Source organism: Okeania hirsuta, assembly GCF_003838195.1.
In the GTDB taxonomy this organism is placed as follows: domain Bacteria; phylum Cyanobacteriota; class Cyanobacteriia; order Cyanobacteriales; family Microcoleaceae; genus Okeania; species Okeania hirsuta.
Genome location: NZ_RCBY01000012.1, coordinates 45,520 through 70,815, shown reverse-complemented (window position 1 = coordinate 70,815; position 25,296 = coordinate 45,520). Strand labels below are relative to the sequence as shown.

Genomic DNA, 25,296 nt, shown 5'->3' with positions numbered 1-25,296 from the left:
GCGCTAACGCAAAGCTGCGCTTTTTCCTGACGGAATGCTCCGCAAACATGTCGGCGACAGCCGTTAGCGGAAGCTATGCGCCAGCAAAACGTAATGACGTAATTACCTCGCTTTTGCGTAATATCATGTAAAGTCATTGCGAGTGGAACGGAGTGGAAGGAATCAATCGCAAGGGTTTGAGATATCTCTTCCATCTATATCCTAATCATAACTAATCATCCGGACATGATATAAGTCATACTCAAATTAAGGAGAAAAAACAATGGCAAATTTTATCGTTAACCAAACTACTGATGACGGAACTGGGAATCAGGTAGGTACTCTCAGTTATGCTATTGCTCAAGCTAACACAATGGCAGGAGATGATACCATTACCCTGCAAAACGATGTTCGCCTGACAGGAACCATGCAGTCCCTCATTGACAGCAATATCACTATTGTTGGTGGTAACTATACCCTGAGTGGGGATGCCAATAATGACGGGATAGCTAATGCAGGAGATGTTCGGGCTTTGTTTATCAAGTCAGGAACCGTTGATATCTCCGATTTGACCATTACTAATGGTGTCGCCAAAGGCGGAGATAGTGACACTGGTGGCGGCGGCGCTGGTATGGGCGGCGGCTTATTTATGTCCGATGGCACCGTCACCTTAACCGATGTCGATTTCACTAATAACCTAGCCCAAGGCGGTAGCGGTGGTGTTGGTTCCAGTGGTACTGGTGGTGGCATTGGACTAATTGGTAGCAACGGTAGCAATGGTAGCGAAGGTAGCTACGGCAACTTCGCCGACGCTGGTGACGGCACTGACGGTGGCAATGGCGGCTTCGGTGGCAATGGCGGCAACGGCGGCAACGGCGGCTACACCTACGCCGACTACACTGCCGGCTACTACTTCGCCGGCAACGGTGGTAACGGTGGTGACGGCGGCTTCGGTGGTGGTGGCGGCGAAGGTGGCGACGGCGGTGACGGCTACGTCTACGGCTACACCTACAACGGCGCTGGTGGCGACGGTGGCGACGGCGGCTTTGGTGGTGGTGGCGGCATTGCCGGCTCACCTGGGCTAGCCTTCAGTATTGACATTTTTGGGGGCGACGGTGGCGACGGCGGCTACGGCGGCGGCAGCAGCTACGGCGGCGACGGCGGCTTTGGCGCTGGTGATGGATTGGGTGATGGTGGTGGTGGGGCTGGCTTCGGCGGTGCCATCTTTGTCCGCACTGGTTCGTTAAGCTTCAATAACACCAGTTTTACCAATAACAGTGCTACCGGTGGTACTGGGGGTAACGATGGTCTAGGCTTGGGCGGAGCGGTTTTTATCATGCAGTCCACCACTAATACTAATGGCAACAACCAGGGAATGCCCACTACCCTAGCTACCGTTACTGGTTCTAACGTTACTTACAGTAACAACAGCGCGGCGGATGATGCAGGAACAGCTACCGATAACGATGATGTTTTAGGTACGATTACCATTACGAATAGTAACGCTGCACCGGATGCAGTAGACGATGCAGTAACAACTGATGAAGACAGCCTCCTCAGTGGCAACGTCCTCACTAACGATAGCGACCCTGACAGCGATCCCCTTACAGTTACCGAAGTAAACGGCAATGCTGCTGATGTTGACATTCAAGTGACTTTAACTTCTGGCGCATTGTTAACTGTTAACAGTGATGGTACTTTCGACTACGATCCTAACGGTCAATTTGAGAGTCTAGGTGTTGGAGAAAGTACAACTGAAACTTTCACCTATACCATTGATGACGGCAACGGTGAAACGGATACAGCCACTGCCACCGTTACCATTGATGGTGTCAACGATGCACCAGTCTTAGCACAAGAGATTGATGACCAAATCATCTCTACTAACGAGAACTTATCCTTTGATACCAGTGTCTACTTCAGTGATGTTGATACCAACGACACCCTTACCTATTCCGCGTCTAACTTACCAAGTGGGTTTAGTATTGATACTAATACTGGAATTATAACTGGTAGCAGTAACTCTGCTAGTATCACTCCCATAACCGTCACAGCTGATGATGGCAACGGTGGTACAATCAGTGATACCTTTGAATTAATTCTGGCTAACAATCAAGGTACTCCTAACCCTGATGTGATTGTGATGGATCTGGTCAGTGGCAATCGCATCAACGCCAAAGCTAGTGATGACGTAATCTTTGGCAGCTCTGCTAACGATAAATTAGGTGGTTGGACTGGTGATGACGAAATTGATGGTGATGGTGGTCACGATGTTCTCTCTGGTGGTTGGGGCCACGATACCCTCACAGGTGGAGACGGTGACGATAAGCTATTCGGTGGTTTTGGCAATGACTTACTAGACGGTGGCTTAGGTGAAGATACTATAGTTGGAGGATTTGGTCAAGATACCATAGTCATCGCTAGTGGAGAAGGTATGGATACGATCCGATTTTTCCAACCTGGAGTCGATAAGATTGGATTAGCAGATGGTTTAACCTTCAATGACTTGTCCTTCTCTGGCAACAAGATTATCGAGACTTCGACTAATGAAGTGTTGGCGAAGTTGCCCTGGTTTAATACCGCTCATCTCGACAGTTCAGATTTTCTCGCAGTTTAAGTTGAGTTGAAATCTCAATTCCTGTGTGGCAGTTCATCGCTGTCACCAGGAATACTTATTGACTGAGAACGGGAACTCAAACCCATGTTGTACTCAAGCATTCAAAGCTTGAGTACAAGTGTCATTTCAGTTATCAGTTATCAGGGTGTTGCTGAATAAAAGTATAATTTTGTAGGAGTCAGGAGTCATATCAAATCCCGATAATTACTATACCCACGTCCGCAGCGACTGGAACGGAGTGGAAGGAAGCAATCTCAGTGGTTGAGGAGGTTGCTTCCTATCGTCGCAATGACGAAAGACAATATTCCTTATATTCAATCAAGCGCGGTTTTAACCAGAGGTAATTATCAATTATCCATTATCCATTAATGAACTGCTCTTTGATATAGTAAATACCTGAGCGCTCATTGCTATAAATTTTTTGAGATTTCCGGTTTAGTAGAATAAAAACATGAATTATAAATTTATAGAGTTAAATTCTGAAATTATCAAATATGGAAACATACGCATATAATCAAATTGCTGTAACTTGGGAAACATCTCAAAACATTGAACAACCAGACTGTTCTCCATGCGTTCGCATTATCGAATTTTTACGTTGAGGATGTCTAATGATGTTTACACCAGAATTATTAGAAGTTTGTTAGATAGAACTTGCGCACTAAAATTTATTTTTCTAGATTTTTGAGGAATTTATGTTGTTTGTCCTGTTCCATTATAGTTACTAAAAAGACATCTCCGAAAAAGATATAGACTTTTTGCATTTAGTAGGGAACACTTAACTGGGAACAGGTAACAGGCAATACCATCCTGCTAGTAATGTAGGTGTGCAAATGGGTGGTTGGCTTAGGAAATAAATTAATACTGTAGCTAACCTCAATAGTTTAAATACTGAATAGCTTACTAATACTAACTTAAATCAGTCCATTGTTGAGGTAAATTTTGCTCTGGAAACACTAATTTTGCTTGTAGATAATGTTCAAAAGACTTAATTAAATTATGGGTAGAATTTCCATAACAGCGAGTTTGATAAATTACAGCTAGATTGTGATTAACTATTGCCCATTCATAGGGAAAATAATTGAAATTAAGTACTTCTAAAGCTAACTCGCAGCAAGCTAAAGCAATTTCTAAATTAACATCAGAATCTCCATCCGGTAGTGCCCAAATAATCCGACCAAAATTTACTAATGCACTAGCAGTTGTAGTTGCCCTATTTTGACAAATGTTAGGAAAAACTTGCTTCGCCCACTTGCGTAAAATGTATATTAAATGAGGCTCTAATAAATCAAGATTTTCTACAATTAGAGGGTAAATTTGTTGAGGATCGCCTTCACTTTCCCAAGTTATTTGCAACGCTTCTAGCAAAAATGGCAAAGTTTCATTGATAGAAGTAGTTAAATCAGGAGTGACAATTTTAGCTTCTAACCAAGCAGCAAAATTCTGATAATATGGCAGATTTTTATCTAAAACTATGTAGATAGGAAAATATGGTTGCATGAATTGATATTTACTTAATTTTGCTTCTATCGGCTGTGGTTGAAAGTTAATCATTTTTAATGTTTTTGTGCCTCTATTGTGACCTTAATTACATTCTATTTTCCCATTCTAGAGAGTAGCTTTCCGGATCGTATTCAATTATTTTTATAGATTTACTAGAATTATAATCGAGAATCTAGGGTAGTTAATTATTCTGATATAATTTAGTTGAGATTGTTATAGTTATGTGGTGAAATAAATAGATAGCTCAAGTTGGATGCGGGTCTCAAGCCCCGTCCTTCTAGGACGGTTAACCTCAATCGGCGTTGCACAAATTAAATTGAACCTGATATACTAATAATATACGCAAGACTTGCTAGAGTCAAAACTATGATAGTATACGAATTCAAAGTCAAAGAAAACTTCAGCAATATCAAGCCGTTGATGAGGCTATTCGGACGGCTCAATTCGTGAGAAATTCATGCCTTCGCTATTGGATGGATCGTCGAGGACTAGGTAGAAAAGAACTGTATCCCTATAATACCGAAATGCGTTCGATGTACCCATTCGTTCAAGATTTGAATTCCCATGCTTGTCAGGCGTCTGTAGAACGGTGTTGGTCAGCTATTGCTAGGTTTTTTGACAACTGCAAGAAAAATATCCCTGGGAAAAAGGGATACCCACGATTCAAGAAACATAGCCGCTCTGTTGAATACAAGACATCGGGCTGGAAATTGCTAGACCCCAAACATATTCAATTTACCTACAAAAAAGGTATTGGTAGACTCAAACTGATTGGGACGTGGGACTTGGCATTCTATCCAGTTGAGAAAATTAAGCGAGTGAGACTGGTCAGACGAGCTGATGGTTATTATTGACAGTTTTGTATCAGTGTAGATGTTCATGTTAAAACCTTACCCACTAAACGAAATGTCGGTTTAGATGTGGGCTTAAAAGAATTCTACACCGATTCAGATGGTAATACAGAGCCGAACCCCAGATTCTACAGAAAGAGTGAGAAACGGATGAAATTCTATCAGCGTCGTGTTTCTCGCAAACAGAAAGGCAGTGCCAACCGCCAGCGCGCCATTAATCAACTGAGTACATGATATTACTATTACTCAAGTTTTCTAACTTTTACATACTACATTTTGTCGTGCGGAATCTGGGATAAAAGGTTTGTGCTGTGAGAATCTTGCCCACGGGGGGGGTATCTCACCCTTGATGAAATCAACTGTATAATTATAGCAGTTTTCATGAACATAGAATACAGAGATTTTGGGCTGAAAGGCAGCTATGCAGAAGGCAGAAGGCAGAAGTTTTGTAGTCTACCTTTGTGAAAACCGCTATAATTCTCCCCTTCGATCAATATTTATTCAGTTGAAAGCGAGTTTATTACAGGAAAATTGCCAAAACTACTTTACTTATTTTGACTTTTTTCTTACTAAAAATGCAGCACATTCGACATGAGCAGTTTGAGGAAAAAAGTCTGCAGGTTGTACTTTACTCAACTCATATTTACCTGTCGAACATAAAAATTTCAAATCACGAGCCAAGGTAGGAGGTTTACAACTAATATAAACTATACGTTCAGGTAGAATTTCTAAAAGAGTTTCTAAAACAGAGCGATCGCAACCTTTTCTCGGCGGGTCTAACAAAACTACATCAGGCTTTACTTGCAACTCAGGTAGTAAATCTTCAACTTTTCCATCATGAAAAATGACATTTGTCAAGTGATTAGTTTCAGCATTCAACTGAGCCTGTTTTATAGCCATCGGTTGAACTTCTATACCAATGACTAGGCCCTTCCTAGCCCCCTGTAACAACTCCTCACCTGCTATTTCCATAGAGTCGCGACCGGGAACGCCCACTTGCTGCAAATATTTTGCTATAGGTAAAGTGAAAGTACCGATACCACAATAAGCATCAACAATAATCTCCCGTCCGTTCAAAGCCAACTCTTGAATAACTACCTCCATTAATTTTTCCGCAGTCTTTGTATTTACTTGGAAAAAAGTATCGGGGGTCAATTGAAATTTTAAACCACTAAACTCTTCGTACAGATACAACCGACCAGCAACACAAACAGTCTGTTGACCAAAAATAGTATTTGTTGCCTTGGAGTTGTAGTTCAAACAAACACCTACTAACCGAGAATAATTTTCTAGCCATTTTTGTGCTTGAGCTTCGATACCTGGTAATAATTCTTTTGTTTTTTCCTCCTCTCCATTTATAACCAAAGTCAACAATATTTCCCCTGTGTTATTACCTATCCTCAAAGATAAATGGCGTACAATACCTGTATGTTTTTGTTCATCATATATTTTCCAGCCTTGCCTAGTAATATCCTGTTTTACTTCTTTGAGTAAAGGGTTCAAACGTTCGTCTTGAATGGGACATTGATTCAGATTAATCACTTTATGGCTACCTTTTTGATAATAGCCAGCTTTAACTTGACCTGTAGTAGAAATACTTAAAGGATATGTAGCTTTGTTGCGATATCCAAAAGCTGCTGGAGATGCTAGAGTTGGATCTACTGCTGATAATGTTAGCCCCCCTATTCTCTTTAAAGCTTGAATAACTTGATTTTGTTTAACTTGAAGCTGATATTCATAACTAATATGCTGCCATTGACAACCACCGCATTTGTCTGCAACTATACAATAAGGCTTTATACGATATTTGGACGTTTCTAGGAGTTGGTGTAATTTCCCATAAGCATATTTTGGTTTGACCACTGTTAGACGGGCAACTAGGCGATCGCCCGGAACTGTATCAGGCACAAATATGACTTTTTGACCATAGCGACCTACTCCATCACCGCTATCTGTTAAGTCTGTGATAGTTATTTCTACAAGTTGACCTTGTTCACAAGGTAGTTTAGCTAGGTTTTGATTATTGATATTCACTCATTTCTTTTGTCTACAAAATTTTAGAGTCATGTATAACCGTACGAACTAAGCTGTAGAAAATCGTGACAGCTTAATATCTTGGTATTGGATTAACCAATACTGGCTGTACGGCACAGCTCACTATTCCCTCGGCAGTAGATGCCCCTGGGAATTTCTTATCTTATATTTGAAGACTACCATTAATATCAGCATTAATCACTTTACCAGTTGCACTCCTGAATAAACCACGTTTGACTCGTTTACCTACATACAATTCATGCTGACAGGGCAATTATAGGTCAAGTGCAGAAGTTTTACTGGTGTAACTTTCTTCAGTCTCAATCACTTTAATTCCTGCTAACACACACTTATAAGTTATCTGTTTTACTAGCTTAAAATGTGGTATTTGAGTAAAATTTTGGTTATTTTTTTTGCCGATGTTTGCACCTTGTTTCCAATTATCATTTTTGCCTATGACTACAGTACCAATATTATTTGTAGTTAAATACTCAACCACTAATTTACTGGTGTTATGCAGATAATTCTCCACAAAACGATTTCGGTGATAGGTTAACGCTTCAATCTTACGGCTAGTTTTTTTCTGGCCCTTGAGAACACTTTGATATTTAGCTTTTCGCTTGTTGTAAAGCTGATTGACGCTTTTTAGTGGCTTCCCATTAACAAGCAGAGGTTTCACACCAGGCTTGTTTGTAGCTAGAGCAACTAATCTATCAATCCCTAAATCTATTCCTGCTACATATGTAGACTCTATCCGTTGTTGTTCAGTTTTTTCATACACAACTTCAATTACATCGCAGCCAGTTGCAGGTACTATCCTCACTTCAACTACAGACTCAACCACTACAGGTATTTTGATATCACTCATAGATAAGTGACAAATACCGTCCTTTAGTGGTGCTTTATATACAGACTCTTTTGAGTAGATAACTACATTTCGGCCTTTGGTTTTGTCCTTATACTTTGGTATTTTGGGTTTACCTAGAAACTTTTGTGGATATTTTGACCATTCTTTTATAGCTTGAAAATAGCCACGCCAAGTTGCAACCAAGCATTTTATTATTTGTTTTGATACTTTAGTTGGTAATGCTCTGTAGGCATCGCTATCTTTGGTGGCGTGGTACAGTTTAGTTAAATCTAGACTTTTTCCGCACTTAAAAAAATGCTGACGACAATAATAGTTAGCCAGGTTGTACAAGTTTTTTGATTTAAAGGCTAACTCATCACACACCCGCCAATACTGATGTGTTCGGTTAATAATATGTCTGTCAACAAGTCTCATTTAACCGCTATAATTCATTAGAGTTATTACCTGTTTAATATTACAACACTTTTCTACAAATAGCAACTACTTTATACAATTTTCATTCAACAGTTAATCACCCTAATTATTGGCTGTCATATACGAAATTTTGTCGATCAACCCGGTTTCTGCGTAAATCCTGATCGAACTCATTTTACTTAGAGGCTGTTTGTAAAGAATTATGAAGTATTAGTAGCGATCGCTAAACGTTTTAGCATTAAACGAATCATGGAAATATATAGCAACCGCCAAGGCGGTTAGGACACTGCTTGCAGAACTGATTCAATCGCCGGAAAGCAAACAATCAAATCCTTTGAGCTGGTGACGAATGCGACTTTTAAGCCAAGACCAACATTTCTCTATGGGATTGAGGTCTGGTGAATAAGGAGGTAAATACAACAGTTGACAGCCAGCCCCTTGAATTAGTTGTTGAATCTTTTCACAAAGGTGGAAAGCAGCGTTATCCATGATCACTACTTGCCCTGGTTGAAGTGTAGGTAACAAAAAATTTTCGAGCCACATCTCAAAGACAATACGATTACACGAACCATCCACTGTAAAAGGTGCCATTAAATTTCCATTGCACAAAGCAGCAATCATGTTGATGCGCTCTTGACGCTTTCCCGATTTAAGTGAGTAGAATCGTTCTCCTTTTTGATTCCATCCATAATCATACTGCTGTTGGTTATTCATACCTGACTCATCTATATAAACCATTGATTTAGGGGAAAGCTTGAGTTTATTGGCTCAAGAATTCTTGTCTTTCCTTTTGATCCCTTTCTTGGTAGCCATAAGTTTTTTTTTCGAGTGAAGCCAATTTTTTTGAGTGCTCTTGAGATTGTGCGTTGACTGATGGGACTATCCCACAATTTGGCCATTTCTCCTTGGGTTTTGTCACCATGAACCTTGACAAATTCTCGAAATTTGTGCCAATCGGTGATTTGATGGTCATTACCGGGGGGTTGGTTTGGCCGAGGTTGATAGTCTCCAGTTTCAGCTTTCCGTTTCAGCCACAGGTCAATCGTGTTCCGGCTAATCCGGAACAGTTGACTCAATCACTTTTTTTCCAGCCATCAAGTTCAATGGCCTCTATCACTTTTTTTCTAAAATCGTAACTATAGGGTCGAGGCAAGGAAGAGCGATCGCATGACAGAATACTTTCTCTATTTTATGTCCTAATCGCCCTGGCTGTTGCTATAAACCAAAGCTTCGCTATTGTGAGGATGTTCTTCATAATATGCAAGAAAGTCTACGATTACGGCCGCGCCCTCGCAAAAGTCCTCTCTACCACCCAGCGTCTGGGCAACACTTGAAACCCTTTTTCAGTTCTGTTAACAATAGCTAATTTCCATCCACAAACCATTGCCACTGATTTCTCTAGTTTTCCTCTATAACCTTGATCTGCCCAAACAATTTTCAGATTCGGCGCATCATATTTAGCTTGAAGAAATACAGACTTAGCTCCTTCTCTATCCTGTATATTTGCAGTATGTACAACTACACTCAGTAACAACCCTTGAGTATCTACTAATATGTGTCGTTTTCTTCCTTTTACCTTTTTACCAGCATCATAACCTCTAATCCCCCTTTTTCAGTCGTTTTTACCGACTGTGAATCAATTATACCCTAGAAATGGCTCTTCAGTTCTTCCTTGTTTGATTCTGACTTTTCTTTCCTACGGAATGCTACGCAAACGTAACATATCATTGATTTCTTTCCATACTCCACTGCGTTGCCAACGATAAAAATAGGTAGCTACGGTTTGCCAAGGTGGTAAATCATGAGGAAGTGCCCCCCATGTACAGCCGTTGTGTACGAGGTAGAAAATACCATTAATAACTTCTCTTGTATCGACACTTCCAGACCTACCACCAGAATGGGGTGGAGGAATCAGCCGCCTTCAAATTTCCCACTGTTCATTGGTTAGGTCACGCTTGATAGTTTTTTCTTTCCATAGGAGGGAAAATCATGACAATTATCATTGTCTTATCTTTTGCGTTATGGCGATCGCTTTCCCTTACAAAACTTTACAAACAGTCTCTTAGGGCTTGCTGATTAAGTCTAAAAGCATTTATAGATAAAGCCAAAGTGCCTTTTTGGGGTAAAAAAAGTGCAAGCTAAAAGGAGGGTTTAGCTCAAAATTCTCACTTGCATGAGCTGACAGAGGCGGAAAAATCAACAGACAATTCTTCCGACTACCTACTCCTGAGGAGGAGACTCCTACCCTCATCAGGGCGACTTTTTCAGCAAGCCCTACTTAGGCTTAAATTTCATAGCCACGTTAATTGTGTGATTATCGTCTTGAGGTAGGTCTTCTTCCTAGCTGAGAGGGAGTTCTTCCTGTAATGTACCTAGACGGAGTTTTCCGAGCTGCAATAAGGTCAGCATAGCTAACTTGTGGTGGTCGCCGTAGTTTTATCAAATCATTCTTAATAGATGCAGACTTCTGAGGTAACTCCTTCTTGATCTTAGTTACGGCTTCAGAAATACTCGCTTGAATGTCACTATTGGGATCTTGAACTTTGAATGCATCACCTAACTTGTCAGCAATTTTCGTTAACCCTTCTTGTGTCGTATCATCATACTCTCCAGGCTTAAATTTAATTGATATAGCCGTAGAATTATCTTGATCTCCATGGTTAACTTTTTGAATGGTGAAATAACTTAAGCTCCTGTTGAAATGAGATGCCATAAAAGATCTGACAGGTTCTGGAAGATTGGTTGGTGGTATTATTTTATTGTCAGTTACTGTCTTCCATGGTTTTAACTCTGTCTCCACATTGAGTCGATTAAAGTAGCTTTTGAAAAGTCTAAATTTTGCCAACTAATAGGTCTACCAAGATAGTCGGTTTTCTGCATAACTGTTTTCTTTTCTTCATCGCACTTATCAATAGACTTGTCGCTTTATAACTTAAAAAAAAATCCCAAAAACCTTGTTCTGTAAGGATTGTAGCTATTGGATGGTAAAAATGCTGGGAATTATTGCTCTGTCTAGGTTAGAGTGATTTTTTTCCTTTATTTAGCGACAACTCTAATACCGATGCTACCGGACATGATATGACTTAGCTGTGTTGCTACTTTTTTGATAATACTGGCTGCACCATTACAGTCAGCATTAATAACTTGACCTTTTGCAGAACGATACAAGCCACAATTAACAAGCTTTCCTGATGGCTCCCACCTTTTCCTACGGAATGTTACGCAAACGGGTTTCGCACCAAATGTCGGCAGAAAATCATCCGATACTAAAACTAGCCTTACTCGTGTAACTATCCTCAGTCTCAACAAACTTAATCCCATACTGCTCAGATAATTCAGCTATCTTGGTTTTTAACTTGGCTGTAGGTATTTGAACAAACTGTTGGTTATTTTTTTGCCAATGTTAATACTATCTTTTTGGCGTTGATTCCACCCAAAAACTACTGTACCTATTTGATGCTCAATGCACCAGTTGATCACAAATCTAGCTGCTTTGTTCACATGATCACGCATCTGAAGGTTGCGCTTTTCAGTAATAGCTGCTAAGTTATCGTCCCAGTAGTCACCAGACTGGCCTGATTTTATTTCTGCGTTGTAGATTAATCGTACACAGCCCAAAGTTCTCCGCAACAGATTTTCCTGTTCTGGAGTTGGGTAAAACCTAAATTTGTACGCTTTTTCAACCATCTACAACTTACTAAAAACTTTTTATGCTTTAACATATTGTGTGTGAAACCACAACATTGATTGGCATTCCCATACGACGCTCCCGACAAGGAGAGCGCGGGTCTTCTGCCAACATTTAGATCAAAAGAACTTCCCATGCTTTTGAGCGACTACCTAAGAGATGGATTGTTGAACGCACTTTTGGTTGCTTGAATAGATTTCAACGTTTAAGCTCATATTATGAGGTGTATTCAGATGTAAGTGAAGCCATGATTTATGGCTCTTTAATTCACCTTATGGTTAGGCGACTAGCTAGCTAAGATTTACTTTATAAATCAGCTCTTAGCCATTAAATTAAAGGTAATAAAAATTCTTTTCTACCTTTGTTAATTCCTGACTCCGAATTCCTGAGTTCCTGCTACCTGCTTCCTGACTCCGAATTCCCGACTCCTGACTCCTGAGGACTGACTCCTGACTCCTGAGGACTGACTCCTAATTAATATCCGCTATTCAACAATACCAATAAATCTCTCAAATTAAATCCCTCAAATTTGATGACTGAGAAAGGTCGTAAATAGCTAAAATGAAATATAATTCTGAAATTTTTTGATAATTATGAGTGTAGTTAGCCAAGTTATTCTCAAAGCAGACGATGAATTACGTTATCCCAGTAGTGGGGAACTTCAAGCCATAAATACTTTTTTAAAAACAGGCGAGCAGCGCGTGCGTATTGCTAGCGTGCTTTCTGAAAATGAGAAAAGAATTGTAGACAAAGCTAGTCAAGAGTTGTGGCGCAGGCGTCCAGATTTTATTGCCCCTGGTGGTAATGCTTTTGGTCAACGGGAACGTGCTTTGTGCCTCCGGGATTATGGTTGGTACTTGCGTTTGATTACTTATGGGGTACTAGCTGGTGATAAAGATCCAATTGAAAGTATTGGTTTGATTGGTGTTCGGGAAATGTACAACTCATTGGGTGTACCAGTTCCTGGAATGGTAGAGTCAATCCGTTGTTTGAAGGAAGCTTCTCTTGCTTTACTTGATGATGAAGATGTTCAGGAAGCTGCTCCTTACTTTGACTATATCATTCAGGCTATGTCCTAAGTTTTTTTGTTTTTTGTAGCATGACTACCCATCTAAGGAATTCTTGGATGGGTTCAATTTTTAGAGTTTTGACTGATTAAAACTTCAACAAAAGTCAAAATAATCCCAACTTAAATTTATTCAATTATTTTGCATCACACCACCAGCGATCGCCACTAAAATTAATACCCCAAAAGCTAATCTATACCAAACAAATATCCATGTATCTTTAGTTTGTAAGTATCTAATCAACCAAGCAATTGCTACGTAAGAAAAAATTATTGCAGATATAATTCCAGCAATAGTAGGTGCTAAACCCACACCTCCAAAACCCTCATCCAATAGAGTCTTAAGTTCAACTAAACCTGCTAAAGTAATCGCTGGAAGACCCAATAAAAAAGAAAATTTTGCTGCTGTAGCCCTTTCTAACCCCATAAATAGGCCACCTGTAATAGTTGAGCCAGAGCGAGATACTCCGGGGACTAATGCCAATGCTTGAGCTAATCCCATGAGTATGCCATCTTTAATATCTAGTTGCTCAAAGTTACGTTTTCGACTGCCAATTTTCTCTGCTATTCCTAATAATAAAGCCATAACTATTGAAGCAATAGCGATCGCCACTGTACTGCGCAAGGCCGAGTTATCAAAATCTGGAATAAATATTTTGATTAGTAACCCAAAAAGTATTATTGGTATGCTTCCCAGTACTATTCCAACTGCCATTCGGAAATCTGGAGACTGGTAATCGGATGTCACTATAGATTTATATGCACCAATCACGATCTTTGTCAAATCCTGCCAAAAATACCAAACAACTGAAAAAATACTGCCCAATTGAATCACAGCGGTAAAAGCCACACCAGGATCTCCCCAACCCAGGGCAACAGGAACAATCTTGAGGTGAGCCGTACTACTAATAGGTAAAAATTCTGTTAATCCTTGCACCATTCCTAGAATAACTGCTTGAAAAATATTCATTTGTGATAGCTGCTCAGAGGTGGAAACTGGGTCCAAAGGCAATGATTGGCCTACTTTGTCGTCTAAAGATATAAAAATTAGGGCGCTGACAATAACAGCAAATAAGAATTTCATTAAGTAGGGTTTGAAGTAGAACTATTAATCGATTATAGCATCAGAAGTATCACCACTTTTTTGAGTTTTGAGGAGTGGAAACTCTTTATTTCATAGGATTTTTGTTTATTATTAACTCTTCCTAAAAAATCCCCTAGGAGGGGATAAAATACCTGTTATTATCAAAGATGCCCCTGGAGGGGATAATAAATGTGATATGTTAAATTAGATAAACTTAAGTAAAAAATATTAAAAATATCTTGTTGAATAATACTTTGTTTGCTAAAGTCACAATGCTTTACCCAGAAAAATTTGGGACAAATTTATTTTTCGGCGTTGCTGAAAAAATTAGAATCAGCCAAAAATGGGCTGTGTTTTGTACTGCCATATTTCTAGTGTCAGTGCCAGTCTTTTTTCAAGCTCCAATGGTACGTCAACTACCTTGGTTAAGTTTGGCTATGACAGGCTTTTGGTTATGGCTAAGTTTAAAACTACTTAAAGATAGAGATACCCATATATGGGGCGATCTATTATTGGGATTTACTTGGAGTTGGTTCACAGGATCAATATACTGGGGTTGGCTACGACAGGAACCACTCCTCCATTTACCAGTTGAGGCGATATGTGTACCTTTTGCTTTATGGTGTTTGGCGCACAAAAGAGAAATGATAGGTAACTGTTTTTACCTTGGTTCTCTACTAGGTACAGCAGTTACAGATGGATACTTCTACATAACTGGTCTTATTCCTTATTGGCGACGATTAATGATAGTTGAACCAGATATGGCCTTAGAAGTATTCCAAGATGCTTTAACTCAAGTACGTACTTCCTGGGGAATAATTTGGATATTTGTTTTGGTGGGAATTCTATTGCTTTTTGGTCTTGTACCTTTGCAATCAAGCAAGTTATACTTTTGGACCTTTGGAGCAGCAGTATTAAGTACAATTTTAGTGGACAGTCTATTTCTATTAGCTGCTTGTTTAGCCTAATACTAAGTAATATAGTCAGAGGGGGTGCAGTAGAAGAAGAAATTGGTAATAATCCTCTAGAAACCTATGCTATTTTAGGGACAATCAGTTGATTAGTGATATATTAATGCTGACCAAAAGAGAATTCACACAAGTTTAGAGCTTGTGTTACCATGAGTGCCACTGTCGTGACTTTGCAACCTCCTCATATGATCCTTCGTACCGAAGCAGGCGATCGCTACCTACCTCTAGTAGGAAATAATTGTTGGACTATTGGTAGAGGTAGAGATAACACTTTTGTCCTGACTGATAGATGGATATCCCGCAACCATGCCATGATACAACAGATGGACAAAGGAGATTTTTATCTGATTGACTTAGGCAGTCGTAATGGTTCTTTTGTAAATAGTCGTCGTGTGAGTATTCCTGTAATTTTAAAGGATTCTGATCGCTTAGTATTTGGTCAAACAGAACTACAATTTAATTGTCCAGACATAGTAATGGACAAACAGTCGGGTATAGATGGTGATTCTCAAGATTTTACAGCTACCTTGCATGTTCGTCGCCTAATATCAGTGATGGTAATGGATATCCGAGATTTTACAGTACTGACTAGAAAACTGGACGAGAGAGTATTGTCTGAAGTTATTGGTAGTTGGTTTCGGCAGGCAGGGGATATTATCAGGAAGAATGGAAGTTGGGTGGATAAATATATTGGTGATGCGATTATGGCAGTTTGGTTTCATGGAGCTGAGGGAGTTAGTAGTGCAGAAATGATTCGTATTTTTCAAGCTCTCAAAGATTTATATGAAGTAACAAGAGAACTAAGTAAAATCTACCCTTTACCGTTTCCTTTAAGAGTAGGAGCAGGAATAAATACAGGTTATGCAATGGTGAGTAATGCTGGTAGTAGTGAACGCTCGGATTATACTGCTTTGGGAGATACTGTAAATGCAGCATTTCGCCTAGAATCATCTACTAAAGAAATTGGTATGGATATTGCTTTGGGAGAAGGTACTTATCAGTATATTTGCGATTTAGAAAATGTGCATCAAATATTTAAGCAGTATCAAGTAAATCTGAAAGGCTATGATAGTTCAACTATTACTTATGGTGGTACTTTTAATAATCTCAATACTTTTTTGGGCAAAAAATTGTTCTCTGCAAAAAATCAAAATTTGTTTTAGATCAAATCAACTATAACTTTTTACAGATCGTAACTACATGGTTTTTCAATCCGTATAAGTAAGTCGGTGAAAAAAAAACCAAAGTATGTAAAGAAATTTTAAGCAGTTTGATTTGAGTAAAATTTAAAACGTTCTGTATTGTAGTTTCCCTTTTCTTTTTCTGCCCTAGCTTGAATACCGTCAATTACTGCATAAGCAAGATCTAACTCGTCATCAAACATTTGAGCTGATCATTCATCTTTTTTGAGATGCTTCCATTCCAGCTCAATTGGGTTTATTTCTGAGCAATACTTAGGTAAAAAGAATATATACAAGCCCAGGCTTTCCCATTTTGACCATAATTCCTGTACCTCTCGACATCGATGTATTGGTCCGTTATCCTGAATAATTATCCTAATACGCCCAGTTTTTGAAGTTTCTTCAGCTTCATGTTCCATGATTTTGATGTCAGAGTTGCGGTCAACACCCCCTATGACTAAACCGTAAACAAAACTGATTAAAGGTTGAAGAAAGCCAATAATGCTTAGTCTACGACCACGACGTTTTGTTTGCTCTAGGCGTTTTTGTTCCCCTTTAAAGTAGTAGGTATAACTTGGTTCACTCCACATACAAAACCCAGACTCGTCTAAGTACTTGAGGTCTATTTCTCCTGTGGCCGCAGCCAATTGCAGCATATCTAAGTCCGCTTGCTTTATTTGTTTGACTCTTGGATCTTGTTTGTATTTATGACTTTTTCTGGCCCGCTTCCAAATGACCCCCTTTTTTTGAGTATCCGACTTAATCTATCAGGACTCAATTTAATTGCGCGATCGCTTTCTAATTTCTCTGCTAACTGATGACTGTTGTATGTGCGTGGCTCCTGGGTGAGGCATTGTTCCAAAAATTCCATATCACCTTCAGTCCACCTCCGTTTTCAACCCCGACCTTGGGAGTCCCAAAGCCCTTTTACGCCTAATTTTTGCCATTTGTGTCAAACCTCTGTGACTGTTTGTTTAGCCCAATGAAAATGAGCTGCTATTTTTTCTACATACCACCCATGTGCATTTAATCTAATCACTTCTGCCCGGTCTTTGACTTTCTGTGGTACATCCGCTGTTCTCAACTTCAGCAGACTTTGGTCTTGCTCAGGAGTGAGAAATACCCTTAAACGAGCCCCCATGTGTAAATTTCCTCACTCATTATAGATATATTATTCATATTTACTTATCTTTACATAGTTTGGTTTATTTATACCAACTTACTTAGTTACGATCTGTCAAGCAAAAGCTTAGATTGTAGATGTGCCAAGTGTATAAACTCAAGAAAAAACTTTGTATAGCGCTGTGCGCAGGCAACAGCTCCGGAAAGCAACAGCTCCGGAAGGGGGAATAAAAAGCTGATAATATAAGACTTTTAGCTATTGGACACCTCCTGTGATTTGTAAATATGCCAGCGCACATTGCTATAGTTTAATATCCCATGAGACTTCTGACGATGGGACATATTAGCTGATCGTTAACATCAAAAGGCTTGGAATTAACTTCAATACAGCATGATAAGATAACTGAGAGAAAAAGCAAAAGTAGCTGTATGGTACACTCAACCTTCTATAACAATGGTGATTTAGCTGCTGCAAAAGTAATTGAAAATAGAGGGTTAATAACTGTAGGGCGCACTGTCAAAGAAAAGCGCACCGCTTGCGAGTCAACGGTTTCTGATGCGTAAAGACGGAGCAAGAAAGTTTGTGGAGATGGTAGTAGCGGGAGTACCACTCAACTTGTTTGATTTGTTACCTACTCCGAGAATCTGTGTTTCGCTCCGCGACATTAAATGCGTAGCGTTGCGTCAGCAAAACAAGAATACCCCGTTATAATCTTTGATTTAACGGCGGGAGTGTCAAAAAAAAGGTTAGTTTAAGCTGTAGAACCTGATAAGGTATAGTGAATATGGCTTAATAGTCTATGACTAAATTTGTCTTGTTGGACAAAAACATATCTCCCAAAGTTTCTATAGGATTAGAGGAAGGAAGAGATAATTTGCGAGACGTTTAAGCAGTGGAAACCGACAAGTAGAAAAATTATTTTCATAGACTTTCTGAGTCTGGAGAATAGTAAACTGTATCATGCAGTCGTTACTTGATTAACCCACTAACAATTAAGTAAACTGTTTAAATTTCTACAGTTTAATTTTTACCGTTAGGTACTTAAAAAACTGTGTATATCAATAAAGATGAGGAGAAATAGAATAATGAAACAAATAGGCTTACTGCTAGCAATATTAGGGTTATGTCTAGGTTGTGTAGGATTAATGCCATACCATCAAGCTTATGCAGGTAACTTAAGTTTAACTGTATGGCCTTCAACGTCAATTCTAGCAGTAGAATCTGGAAGAGTTAACAAGGCAGACAGAAAATTAGGAGAGATTGGAGAGAAGCTCGATCTTAACAATAGTCCTTTACGAAGCTTTCGGAAATACCGGGGAATGTTCCCAACTATAGCTGCGAAGATAGTAGATAATGCTCCTTACAAAAAAGTAGAGGATGTACTAGAAATTCCCGATCTAACTGAAAGACAGAAAAAGCTTTTACAAGCTAACCTTGAAAATTTTACAGTGACTCCACCTGCTGATGTATATATTGAAGGTGACTATAGATTGAATACTGGTTCATACGACTAAGATTGGCATAAATTAAACTTTCAGATATTAGTCAATTTTCAATGCTGCTATTTAATACTTGAGTACTTAATAAAATCTTGGGAATTACCAATTGATTGTTGAAGTTAAGTATTAGAAACTCTACGGGTTAAAACCGTATTTATTCTACTTGTGTCGGTGTTGGGAAATCAAAGAAGTTTAAATTAGGTGAATTTATATCTAATTTAAGCTTCTTATTAAGTTGAAGGTGATACATAATGTCCTACAATTATACAGCAAAATCATTACTGAAGTAGATAGGATAGATAATCATGCTTATAATAAAAACACAGGGTTCGCTGATCATCTGCTATACAAACAGCGATTCCAAATGCGAATTGAAGATCCCCAAGGAGTTGAGCTATGGGTAACATCAGGAGTATGTCAATTGCTTCAAGTTTCTAGAGTTTAGTTTTCACATTCAACAATTAATAATTAACAATTAACAGTTATCTCTTCTTAAAAAGAAATATCAATGACTTTTCTCCTTAAAATTTAAAAGGATAGACTTCAAAGCTGAAATTATTAATTTTTCGGTAAACTAATATTAGTTTTGATAAAATGCCTGATATACTTATTAACCTCAGCGATTAGTTCTTAAATTTATTGTTTTCAGACTAACTGATATTATCGATGCGTTTTAGAGATAAATTGAAAAAATTACGACATGAATTATTAAACTTAATTAACCCTAAAGTTTTAATCACGACCAGAAATAAACATAGTAGATTAACCCTATAGATAGCTATTTAGTATTTAAATGAAAAAGAGGTAATATTAGAGCTGATTTATCAAGTAAATATTAAGAGGCTGAATTCCTTGGAAGACAAGGGTTTTGGGAGTTATAGCCCAAGATGCCGAAATCCCTGAAAGTTAGATTACATAAAGATTTTAGCTAAGTTTACAAATCAGCTCTTAGAACGCCCCTCCACCTTTTTTACTGTCTCCAGATGTACCATTATTGTCTGGTGTATATTTTGCAAGAATAGATGATTTTAAAAAATAGGTATCAACATCTGTGTAAGTCTGATTAGAGCTATAGTAATTAATACCAATACTGGTTCCCACTGGTACAATATGGTCTTCTAATTTAAAAGTTTGATTAATTGTGTTGCGAATTTTGTCAGCCACTCTGGAAGCTCCTATTTGTCCTGGAATACCTGGTAAAATCACAGTAAACTCATCACCTCCAAGTCGGGAAACTGTATCACTTCCTCTTCAGCACCCTGGCAATCTTTGTGCTACTAATTTTAATAATAAGTCTCCTATATGATGACCCAGGGTATCATTAACAGCTTTAAATCCGTTGAGGTCTAGAAATAGTAGACCAACCATTTGTTCATTCACATTTGCCCACTCAATAGCTTGACTTAAACCCTCATAAAATTGCTTACGATTAGGTAATCCTCTGAGGGGATCGTGATTAGCTTGATGATGTAAAGAATCTCCTAAAAGCTTTAGTTTATCATTATCAATCTTTAGTCTTGTTGCTGTTTCCTTCAGGTTTTCCTCCATTTTTTTTCATTCGGTAATATCTCTAATTAGGGTTTGCTGAAAAAGTATGAGTGGTAGGGGTAGGAGACAGGAGACAGGAGACAGGAGACAGGAGACAGGAGAAATTGGAATTTATAGGAGGTAGGAGCGGGCGTTTTGTAAGAATGATTTTTCTGCCCAACTATGCGCCTAAAATACGCTCCATGCATGAGCATAAAGAGGTGAAAAATTTGCACTGCAATTCGACTCCAAAAATTCTTTAGTCTTTATATGTCAATGCTTTTAGATTTAATCAGCAAGCCCTAATTACTCCTACTAAAAATAGATTTCCTGTGGCATCTTGATGAAGAGTTCTTTTCGTAGCAACTATGTGAGTAATTCCACGGTAATCTGTACAATATTCTTCATTTTCTTGCTGTTGATTAGTTTGAAATACTAACTCATCTTGTTACCAAAATATATTAGCTTCATTTTGAGCAAATAATTCGTAATCTGTTTTGATGAGTATATCGTCTACAGAATAACCGAGAAATTTACCATAAGCTTCATTCAAAACAATGCGACGATGATATTTATCCTTGACAAATATAGGGTCAGGAATTGCATTAATAACTGACTGTAGAAATCACATCTTAACTACATTAAGTCGGAACATTTTATTAGTGTCTAGATTCACGGCAAAAGGTAAATCTTTATCATCATTAAATATCAATATAAATATAGGTCAAAAAACTCCATAGGTTGAGCACACCAAATATTTCAGTATAGAGACTAATTAAGACTTCTGAATCATGATCATTAAGGCCAACTATTGTGGTACATATTTAATAAATCATCAAGTATATGATGTGGCTAATGTTTTCGCTCCTTCTCTTGTCACCCACACAAAGGCACAAAGTTAAAAATATTAACTTTTAACTGATAATTTGTAAGAGATGACTGATAATTTAATTATAGTGTCATAGACTCTTTAGTACACTTATGGTGGCGATCGCCACCATAACTTCACTTGACCACTGCTTTAATCCATAGGTTAGAGTTTCGGTGAACCATAATTTACATTTATATTTTTGATTCCTAATTTTTTAGAGGAGAAGGCCAATTTTTAGTTTCTTTTTGCCAATTTTCATTATCTTGTCTCTGATTCGATAAACTTCGCTGAGTAGCTTCCACAAACTGACTCACGCGAATAGGATCTATCGGTTGGTCTATTTGGCCATGTCGCTTCAGCGAGCTAGATACAATAACACCATCTACAGCTGGCATCAAGGTAGAAATATTGTTCCAGTTAGCGCCACTGCCGATAAATATAGGTGTATCTGATGCTGCTGCACTAGCTAATTTTAAATCTTCCAAGGTAGGGGGACTTCCAGTAGTCCAACCGGAGAGAATTATTCCATCAGCTAGACCACGTTCAATTGTTTCTTGGACAACTGTAGTTAAATTGGGTTCACCCAATGGTTGGGCGTGTTTGACTAGAACATCTGCAAAGATTTTGACATCACTACCCAATTCTCGACGATAGCGTAAAAGTTGATGTGCTTTTCCTTCAATTAACCCTTGATCCGTAGACATAACTCCAGTTAGGACATTAACACGAATAAATTGGGCCTGCACACAGGAAGCGATCGCCATCGCACTTTGGCCATCATTACGCAAAACGTTGATTCCAATTGGTAGGGAAACCAAGTTCATAATCTTTTGTACTAATAATGTCATGGCACTAACTACGGCCGGGTCAACTTGGTCTTTGACAAAAGGAGCATCAAAAAAGTTTTCTACGATAATGCCATCTACACCACCTGATGCAAGGGCTGTGGCTTCTCTTTCTGCTCTACTAATAATAGCTTGGAGGTCGCCTCCCCAACGGGGTGAGGTTGGCAGAGGCTGTAAATGTACTACCCCAATGATTGGATGTCTGGTTTTAAATATTTGCTTTAAGTCCACGGGTTTACCTGAAACCACGGTTATTTGGCAATAACATAACAGAATTTACATGAGAAATTATGGCCTAGAATATATCTATTATCTAGACTCTGCTACTATATTGTCAATTTTTGGTCATCATCATTTTAAAGCTTTATCTGCAATGGTATCTCTGGAAGGTATGTATGAGTATTTGTAGGGTGGTTTGGTAGGCTAATTTTACAGAACTTAGAGGATAGGTTTTAGGGGCTGGGGGTTAGGGTGAAAATAAGATAAAAATGTGCCTTCTCGCTTCATTTTCAGATTCTTTGTTTTAGCGTTTATTTATGTCCACTTACTAACTTAAAGAGAACTTACGAATTTTTCAGTTGTTAACATTATGAATAATCTGGCAATATAGTTTTTTTGCATAAGTACCATAAAAATTTGATTTTTATGTATGATTTTTTAGTATTGATGATGTTTATACTTGAAATCTGATTAAATACTATCAACAGTCAAAAATTGCTAAGATGACTCCCGCTATAATCTGTGATTTAGCTATGAGAGTTTTAATAAATTAAATGCTTAGATTTGAGGGTTATTTTGATGAGGCATTGTGAGCTATAATTTATTCAATATGGGAAAGATAGATATAGCAATATGATTTAAGTGGTGAGATATTGAATACTTTTAGGGAACAGGAAACACCGGTTATGGGAGCAGAGAAGAAGAAAAAAATGAATACATAAGAATAAGATAAATGCTATATTGTATCCTTTTAAGGAATATCTAAATTCTCACATCTGATTCGGTGATTGCTATATCCATAATAAATTTAATTTTAGTTGTAATTTTTGTGGATTTTGGAACTTATAGGAGATTTTATTAGCAGAAATTTAAGCAATTTTTACTTGATTTTATTCATTATTTATTGAGTTAAAATATTTATAATTAGTAAATAATAATGTATGTAATTTATCAGCTCTGATTTATCTGGTAAATATTAAGATGATAAATGCTTTACAGTGTAAGGATTTTGCACTATAATATGCCTTTGGAGGCATAATTTTCTACAAACCTTACTAGAAATAGGTTTAAACTCACTTGATAAATTAGCTCTTTAAAAAAAATATTTATTAGCCTCAAGACTACAGACTAAATCATTGAAAATCAAATTGATTAATTAATTTAATTTAGATTAGTGAAAATTCTACTTATAATTTCAGCACTTATACTTGGGTTATTGGGGATCTTGGAAATAGGACTCCGAGTTATAGTGGGTTTTGGTAATCCTCTAACTTATATTGCAGATAATCAAATTGGTTATCTCTTAACACCAAATCAAAATGTTAGTCGCTTTGGAAATCGCATCAAAATCAATCAGTATTCTATGCGGTCAAAACCAATAGAAGAGTCAAAAGAAAATAATACATTGAGAATATTTCTCGTAGGAGATTCTGTAGCTAATGGTAATTGGTGGACTGACCAAAATAACACAGTTTCCGCAATTATAGAGAATTCTTTAAGTGAAAAATTAGGTAAAGATAAAATTGTTGAAGTTCTTAATGCTTCAGCTAATTCTTGGGGTCCGAGAAATGAATTGGCTTATTTAGAAAAGTTCGGTTTGTTTAATTCTCAAATAGTAATATTACTAATTAATACCGATGATTTATTTGCCAAAGCACCTAGTTCATCAGTGGTAGGAGTAGACCGGAATTATCCAGATAAAAAACCTCCTTCAGCTATTGCAGAATTGATAAATCGTTATTTTTTTAAGGCTCCAAAAGTTCCTGAAATTAAAGAAGAAGGCGACCGGGTTGGTTTTAATTTAGTAGCAATTAAAAAAATTTATGAATTGGCTAATTTAAACAATGCTAAATTCATTCTAGCAATGACTCCTTTACTACGGGAAGTAGGTGAACCTGGACCCCGTGATTATGAAATTAAAACTCGTAAACGTTTAGAAAAATTTACTCAGGCAGAGAATATTTTATATCTAGATTTACGACCTATCTTTAAATCTGTCTCAGAACCAGATAGTTTATATCGAGACCATATTCATTTAAGTCCTGAAGGTAATCTAGTTATTAGTGAAGTAATTAGTAAATCAATTCTAGAGCAGAATCAACTATAAAAATCTGTACAGAATTTGTCAGAAACTCAACACTGTAAATCATAAAGTCAGAAACTATTACCACTTTTCCCTAACCAGGAACTACTACATACTAAAAAAATAGTTTAGAGCAAAATTTTTGGAGTAATTATGTCTAACGAAATAGAATATAAAGAGATAAATAAATCTACTATTTCCTCTGATGAATCTTTCTCATCACAACAAAATTCAAGAGAGTTAGAATTATCAGAAAGAGTGGCTCGACTAGAAGAAAAATTAGACCAAGCACTAATGTTAATTTCTGATATTTACCGCTATGGCAAATTGAGAGATTTACTATCCGCAGGAAAATGGAAAGAAGCAGACCAAGAAACTGCAAAAGTCATGTTAGAAATATCTGGTCAAACTGACAAAGAAAAACTGACTCCTGATGATGTTATCAAATTTCCATGTAGCGTAATAAATTTAATAGATCAGCTCTGGACGAATTATAGTAAAGGTCATTTTGGCTTTAGTATACAAAAGAAAATTTATGAAAGTATGGGAGGAACTTATGATATTTCTAATATAGATATGAAACTTTTGAATAAGACTTGTGAACGACTGGGATTGCAGTTAAACAATAAATGGATACCTTATGAAAACCTTAATTTTAGTCTAGAAGCACCTAAAGGTTGTTTTCCTGTTGCTTGGTGGGATTCTCCTTATGGGGCTAAACTAGCAGTATACTTTTTAGCTCGCCTTAATTCCTGTAAAATTAATTGAATTTTTATGAATTTTTTTACTGTTAATAGTTGAAAAATAGTCAAAATTATGCTAGAAAAAAATTATATATACAAATTAATTTTATTTTAATTTCAATTATGGGGG

General features: G+C 37.7%; 19 protein-coding genes and 7 pseudogenes. 11 read left to right on the top strand and 15 right to left on the bottom strand.

Annotated features, from left to right (window positions below):
* Window positions 1-262: 262 nt before the first annotated feature.
* Complete coding sequence (locus tag D5R40_RS40735; RefSeq protein WP_161564922.1) at window positions 263-2,596, top strand: cadherin-like domain-containing protein; 2,334 nt, start codon at window positions 263-265, stop codon at window positions 2,594-2,596.
* A 909-nt stretch (window positions 2,597-3,505) separates the two neighbouring features.
* Here the strand turns inward: D5R40_RS40735 and D5R40_RS03875 are convergent.
* Window positions 3,506-4,150 carry a hypothetical protein gene (locus D5R40_RS03875; RefSeq protein WP_124144180.1) on the bottom strand — a complete coding sequence of 215 codons (645 nt, stop codon included), beginning with the start codon at window positions 4,148-4,150 and terminating at the stop codon, window positions 3,506-3,508.
* A 315-nt stretch (window positions 4,151-4,465) separates the two neighbouring features.
* Between D5R40_RS03875 and D5R40_RS03870 the strand changes: the two are divergent.
* A pseudogene (locus D5R40_RS03870) lies at window positions 4,466-5,175 on the top strand (RNA-guided endonuclease InsQ/TnpB family protein); the annotation flags it as partial.
* A gap of 324 nt (window positions 5,176-5,499) precedes the next feature.
* Here D5R40_RS03870 and rlmD read toward each other — a convergent pair.
* The 8 genes and pseudogenes from rlmD to D5R40_RS37330 form a co-directional block, all read right to left on the bottom strand.
* Entirely contained in the window at window positions 5,500-6,984 is a 1,485-nt protein-coding gene (gene rlmD / locus D5R40_RS03865; protein ID WP_124144181.1) for a 23S rRNA (uracil(1939)-C(5))-methyltransferase RlmD, read from the bottom strand.
* 274 nt (window positions 6,985-7,258) lie between these two features.
* A complete protein-coding gene (locus tag D5R40_RS03860; RefSeq protein ID WP_205127310.1) occupies window positions 7,259-8,266 on the bottom strand; it encodes an RNA-guided endonuclease InsQ/TnpB family protein in 1,008 nt (335 codons plus the stop codon).
* Window positions 8,267-8,544: 278 nt separating this feature from the next.
* A pseudogene (locus D5R40_RS03855) lies at window positions 8,545-9,419 on the bottom strand (IS630 family transposase).
* Window positions 9,420-9,557: 138 nt separating this feature from the next.
* A pseudogene (locus tag D5R40_RS03850) lies at window positions 9,558-9,913 on the bottom strand (transposase); the annotation flags it as partial.
* 49 nt (window positions 9,914-9,962) lie between these two features.
* The gene (locus D5R40_RS42385; protein WP_353734880.1) at window positions 9,963-10,178 is read right to left on the bottom strand and encodes a transposase; all 216 of its coding nucleotides are present in this window, start codon (window positions 10,176-10,178) and stop codon (window positions 9,963-9,965) included.
* Between the two features lie 402 nt (window positions 10,179-10,580).
* Entirely contained in the window at window positions 10,581-11,066 is a 486-nt protein-coding gene (locus tag D5R40_RS03840; protein WP_124154251.1) for a hypothetical protein, read from the bottom strand.
* 236 nt (window positions 11,067-11,302) lie between these two features.
* Window positions 11,303-11,575, bottom strand: a complete 273-nt coding sequence (locus tag D5R40_RS41840) for a hypothetical protein (RefSeq protein ID WP_205127596.1) — start codon at window positions 11,573-11,575, stop codon at window positions 11,303-11,305.
* A gap of 282 nt (window positions 11,576-11,857) precedes the next feature.
* Window positions 11,858-11,953 (bottom strand): annotated as a pseudogene (locus D5R40_RS37330) (helix-turn-helix domain-containing protein); the annotation flags it as partial.
* Between the two features lie 140 nt (window positions 11,954-12,093).
* Here D5R40_RS37330 and D5R40_RS03825 point away from each other — a divergent pair.
* Window positions 12,094-12,252, top strand: a pseudogene (locus D5R40_RS03825) (IS5/IS1182 family transposase); the annotation flags it as partial.
* Window positions 12,253-12,547: 295 nt separating this feature from the next.
* The gene (locus D5R40_RS03820; protein ID WP_124144190.1) at window positions 12,548-13,033 is read left to right on the top strand and encodes an allophycocyanin subunit alpha-B; all 486 of its coding nucleotides are present in this window, start codon (window positions 12,548-12,550) and stop codon (window positions 13,031-13,033) included.
* 120 nt (window positions 13,034-13,153) lie between these two features.
* Here D5R40_RS03820 and D5R40_RS03815 read toward each other — a convergent pair whose 3' ends face one another.
* Window positions 13,154-14,104, bottom strand: coding sequence for an undecaprenyl-diphosphate phosphatase (locus D5R40_RS03815; protein WP_124144191.1), 951 nt, complete (start codon window positions 14,102-14,104; stop codon window positions 13,154-13,156).
* 239 nt (window positions 14,105-14,343) lie between these two features.
* On the opposite strand from D5R40_RS03815, the gene D5R40_RS03810 reads away from it, so the two are divergent.
* Entirely contained in the window at window positions 14,344-15,072 is a 729-nt protein-coding gene (locus tag D5R40_RS03810) for a DUF3120 domain-containing protein (RefSeq protein WP_339379404.1), read from the top strand.
* A gap of 152 nt (window positions 15,073-15,224) precedes the next feature.
* Window positions 15,225-16,238: an adenylate/guanylate cyclase domain-containing protein gene (locus D5R40_RS03805; protein WP_124144192.1), complete on the top strand. Its 1,014-nt coding sequence runs from the start codon at window positions 15,225-15,227 to the stop codon at window positions 16,236-16,238.
* A 98-nt stretch (window positions 16,239-16,336) separates the two neighbouring features.
* Here D5R40_RS03805 and D5R40_RS40730 read toward each other — a convergent pair whose 3' ends face one another.
* Together D5R40_RS40730 and D5R40_RS03800 are read right to left on the bottom strand one after the other, a co-directional pair.
* Window positions 16,337-16,459 (bottom strand): hypothetical protein, encoded by a 123-nt coding sequence (locus tag D5R40_RS40730; RefSeq protein WP_282433602.1) that lies wholly within the window; start codon window positions 16,457-16,459, stop codon window positions 16,337-16,339.
* 9 nt (window positions 16,460-16,468) lie between these two features.
* Window positions 16,469-17,397: pseudogene (locus D5R40_RS03800) on the bottom strand (IS630 family transposase).
* 410 nt (window positions 17,398-17,807) lie between these two features.
* On the opposite strand from D5R40_RS03800, the gene D5R40_RS40725 reads away from it, so the two are divergent.
* Both D5R40_RS40725 and psbU read left to right on the top strand, forming a co-directional pair.
* Window positions 17,808-17,942: a hypothetical protein gene (locus D5R40_RS40725; protein WP_275670319.1), complete on the top strand. Its 135-nt coding sequence runs from the start codon at window positions 17,808-17,810 to the stop codon at window positions 17,940-17,942.
* Between the two features lie 522 nt (window positions 17,943-18,464).
* The gene (psbU, locus tag D5R40_RS03795; protein ID WP_124144193.1) at window positions 18,465-18,893 is read left to right on the top strand and encodes a photosystem II complex extrinsic protein PsbU; all 429 of its coding nucleotides are present in this window, start codon (window positions 18,465-18,467) and stop codon (window positions 18,891-18,893) included.
* A 933-nt stretch (window positions 18,894-19,826) separates the two neighbouring features.
* Here the strand turns inward: psbU and D5R40_RS03790 are convergent.
* Window positions 19,827-20,426, bottom strand: a pseudogene (locus tag D5R40_RS03790) (diguanylate cyclase domain-containing protein).
* Window positions 20,427-20,476: 50 nt separating this feature from the next.
* On the opposite strand from D5R40_RS03790, the gene D5R40_RS34535 reads away from it, so the two are divergent.
* Window positions 20,477-20,668: a hypothetical protein gene (locus D5R40_RS34535; RefSeq protein ID WP_124154250.1), complete on the top strand. Its 192-nt coding sequence runs from the start codon at window positions 20,477-20,479 to the stop codon at window positions 20,666-20,668.
* A gap of 185 nt (window positions 20,669-20,853) precedes the next feature.
* Here the strand turns inward: D5R40_RS34535 and D5R40_RS39075 are convergent, their stop codons facing one another.
* Both D5R40_RS39075 and btpA read right to left on the bottom strand, forming a co-directional pair.
* Window positions 20,854-20,994: a hypothetical protein gene (locus D5R40_RS39075; protein WP_375339365.1), complete on the bottom strand. Its 141-nt coding sequence runs from the start codon at window positions 20,992-20,994 to the stop codon at window positions 20,854-20,856.
* A gap of 488 nt (window positions 20,995-21,482) precedes the next feature.
* Window positions 21,483-22,352 carry a photosystem I biogenesis protein BtpA gene (gene btpA / locus D5R40_RS03775; RefSeq protein ID WP_124144229.1) on the bottom strand — a complete coding sequence of 290 codons (870 nt, stop codon included), beginning with the start codon at window positions 22,350-22,352 and terminating at the stop codon, window positions 21,483-21,485.
* Between the two features lie 1,162 nt (window positions 22,353-23,514).
* Here btpA and D5R40_RS03770 point away from each other — a divergent pair.
* Together D5R40_RS03770 and D5R40_RS03765 are read left to right on the top strand one after the other, a co-directional pair.
* A complete protein-coding gene (locus D5R40_RS03770; RefSeq protein WP_124144194.1) occupies window positions 23,515-24,447 on the top strand; it encodes an SGNH/GDSL hydrolase family protein in 933 nt (310 codons plus the stop codon).
* A gap of 129 nt (window positions 24,448-24,576) precedes the next feature.
* The gene (locus D5R40_RS03765) at window positions 24,577-25,191 is read left to right on the top strand and encodes a GUN4 domain-containing protein (RefSeq protein ID WP_124144195.1); all 615 of its coding nucleotides are present in this window, start codon (window positions 24,577-24,579) and stop codon (window positions 25,189-25,191) included.
* Window positions 25,192-25,296 lie beyond the last annotated feature (105 nt).

Coding starts and splice junctions, on each gene's coding strand:
- D5R40_RS40735 (WP_161564922.1), top strand. CDS start 263: ATGGCAAATTTTATCGTTAACCAAACTACTGATGACGGAACTGGGAAT.
- D5R40_RS03875 (WP_124144180.1), bottom strand. CDS start 4,150: ATGATTAACTTTCAACCACAGCCGATAGAAGCAAAATTAAGTAAATAT.
- D5R40_RS03860 (WP_205127310.1), bottom strand. CDS start 8,266: ATGAGACTTGTTGACAGACATATTATTAACCGAACACATCAGTATTGG.
- D5R40_RS03820 (WP_124144190.1), top strand. CDS start 12,548: ATGAGTGTAGTTAGCCAAGTTATTCTCAAAGCAGACGATGAATTACGT.
- D5R40_RS03815 (WP_124144191.1), bottom strand. CDS start 14,104: ATGAAATTCTTATTTGCTGTTATTGTCAGCGCCCTAATTTTTATATCT.
- D5R40_RS03805 (WP_124144192.1), top strand. CDS start 15,225: ATGAGTGCCACTGTCGTGACTTTGCAACCTCCTCATATGATCCTTCGT.
- D5R40_RS40730 (WP_282433602.1), bottom strand. CDS start 16,459: ATGTTTGATGACGAGTTAGATCTTGCTTATGCAGTAATTGACGGTATT.
- D5R40_RS40725 (WP_275670319.1), top strand. CDS start 17,808: ATGGTACACTCAACCTTCTATAACAATGGTGATTTAGCTGCTGCAAAA.
- psbU (WP_124144193.1), top strand. CDS start 18,465: ATGAAACAAATAGGCTTACTGCTAGCAATATTAGGGTTATGTCTAGGT.
- D5R40_RS03765 (WP_124144195.1), top strand. CDS start 24,577: ATGTCTAACGAAATAGAATATAAAGAGATAAATAAATCTACTATTTCC.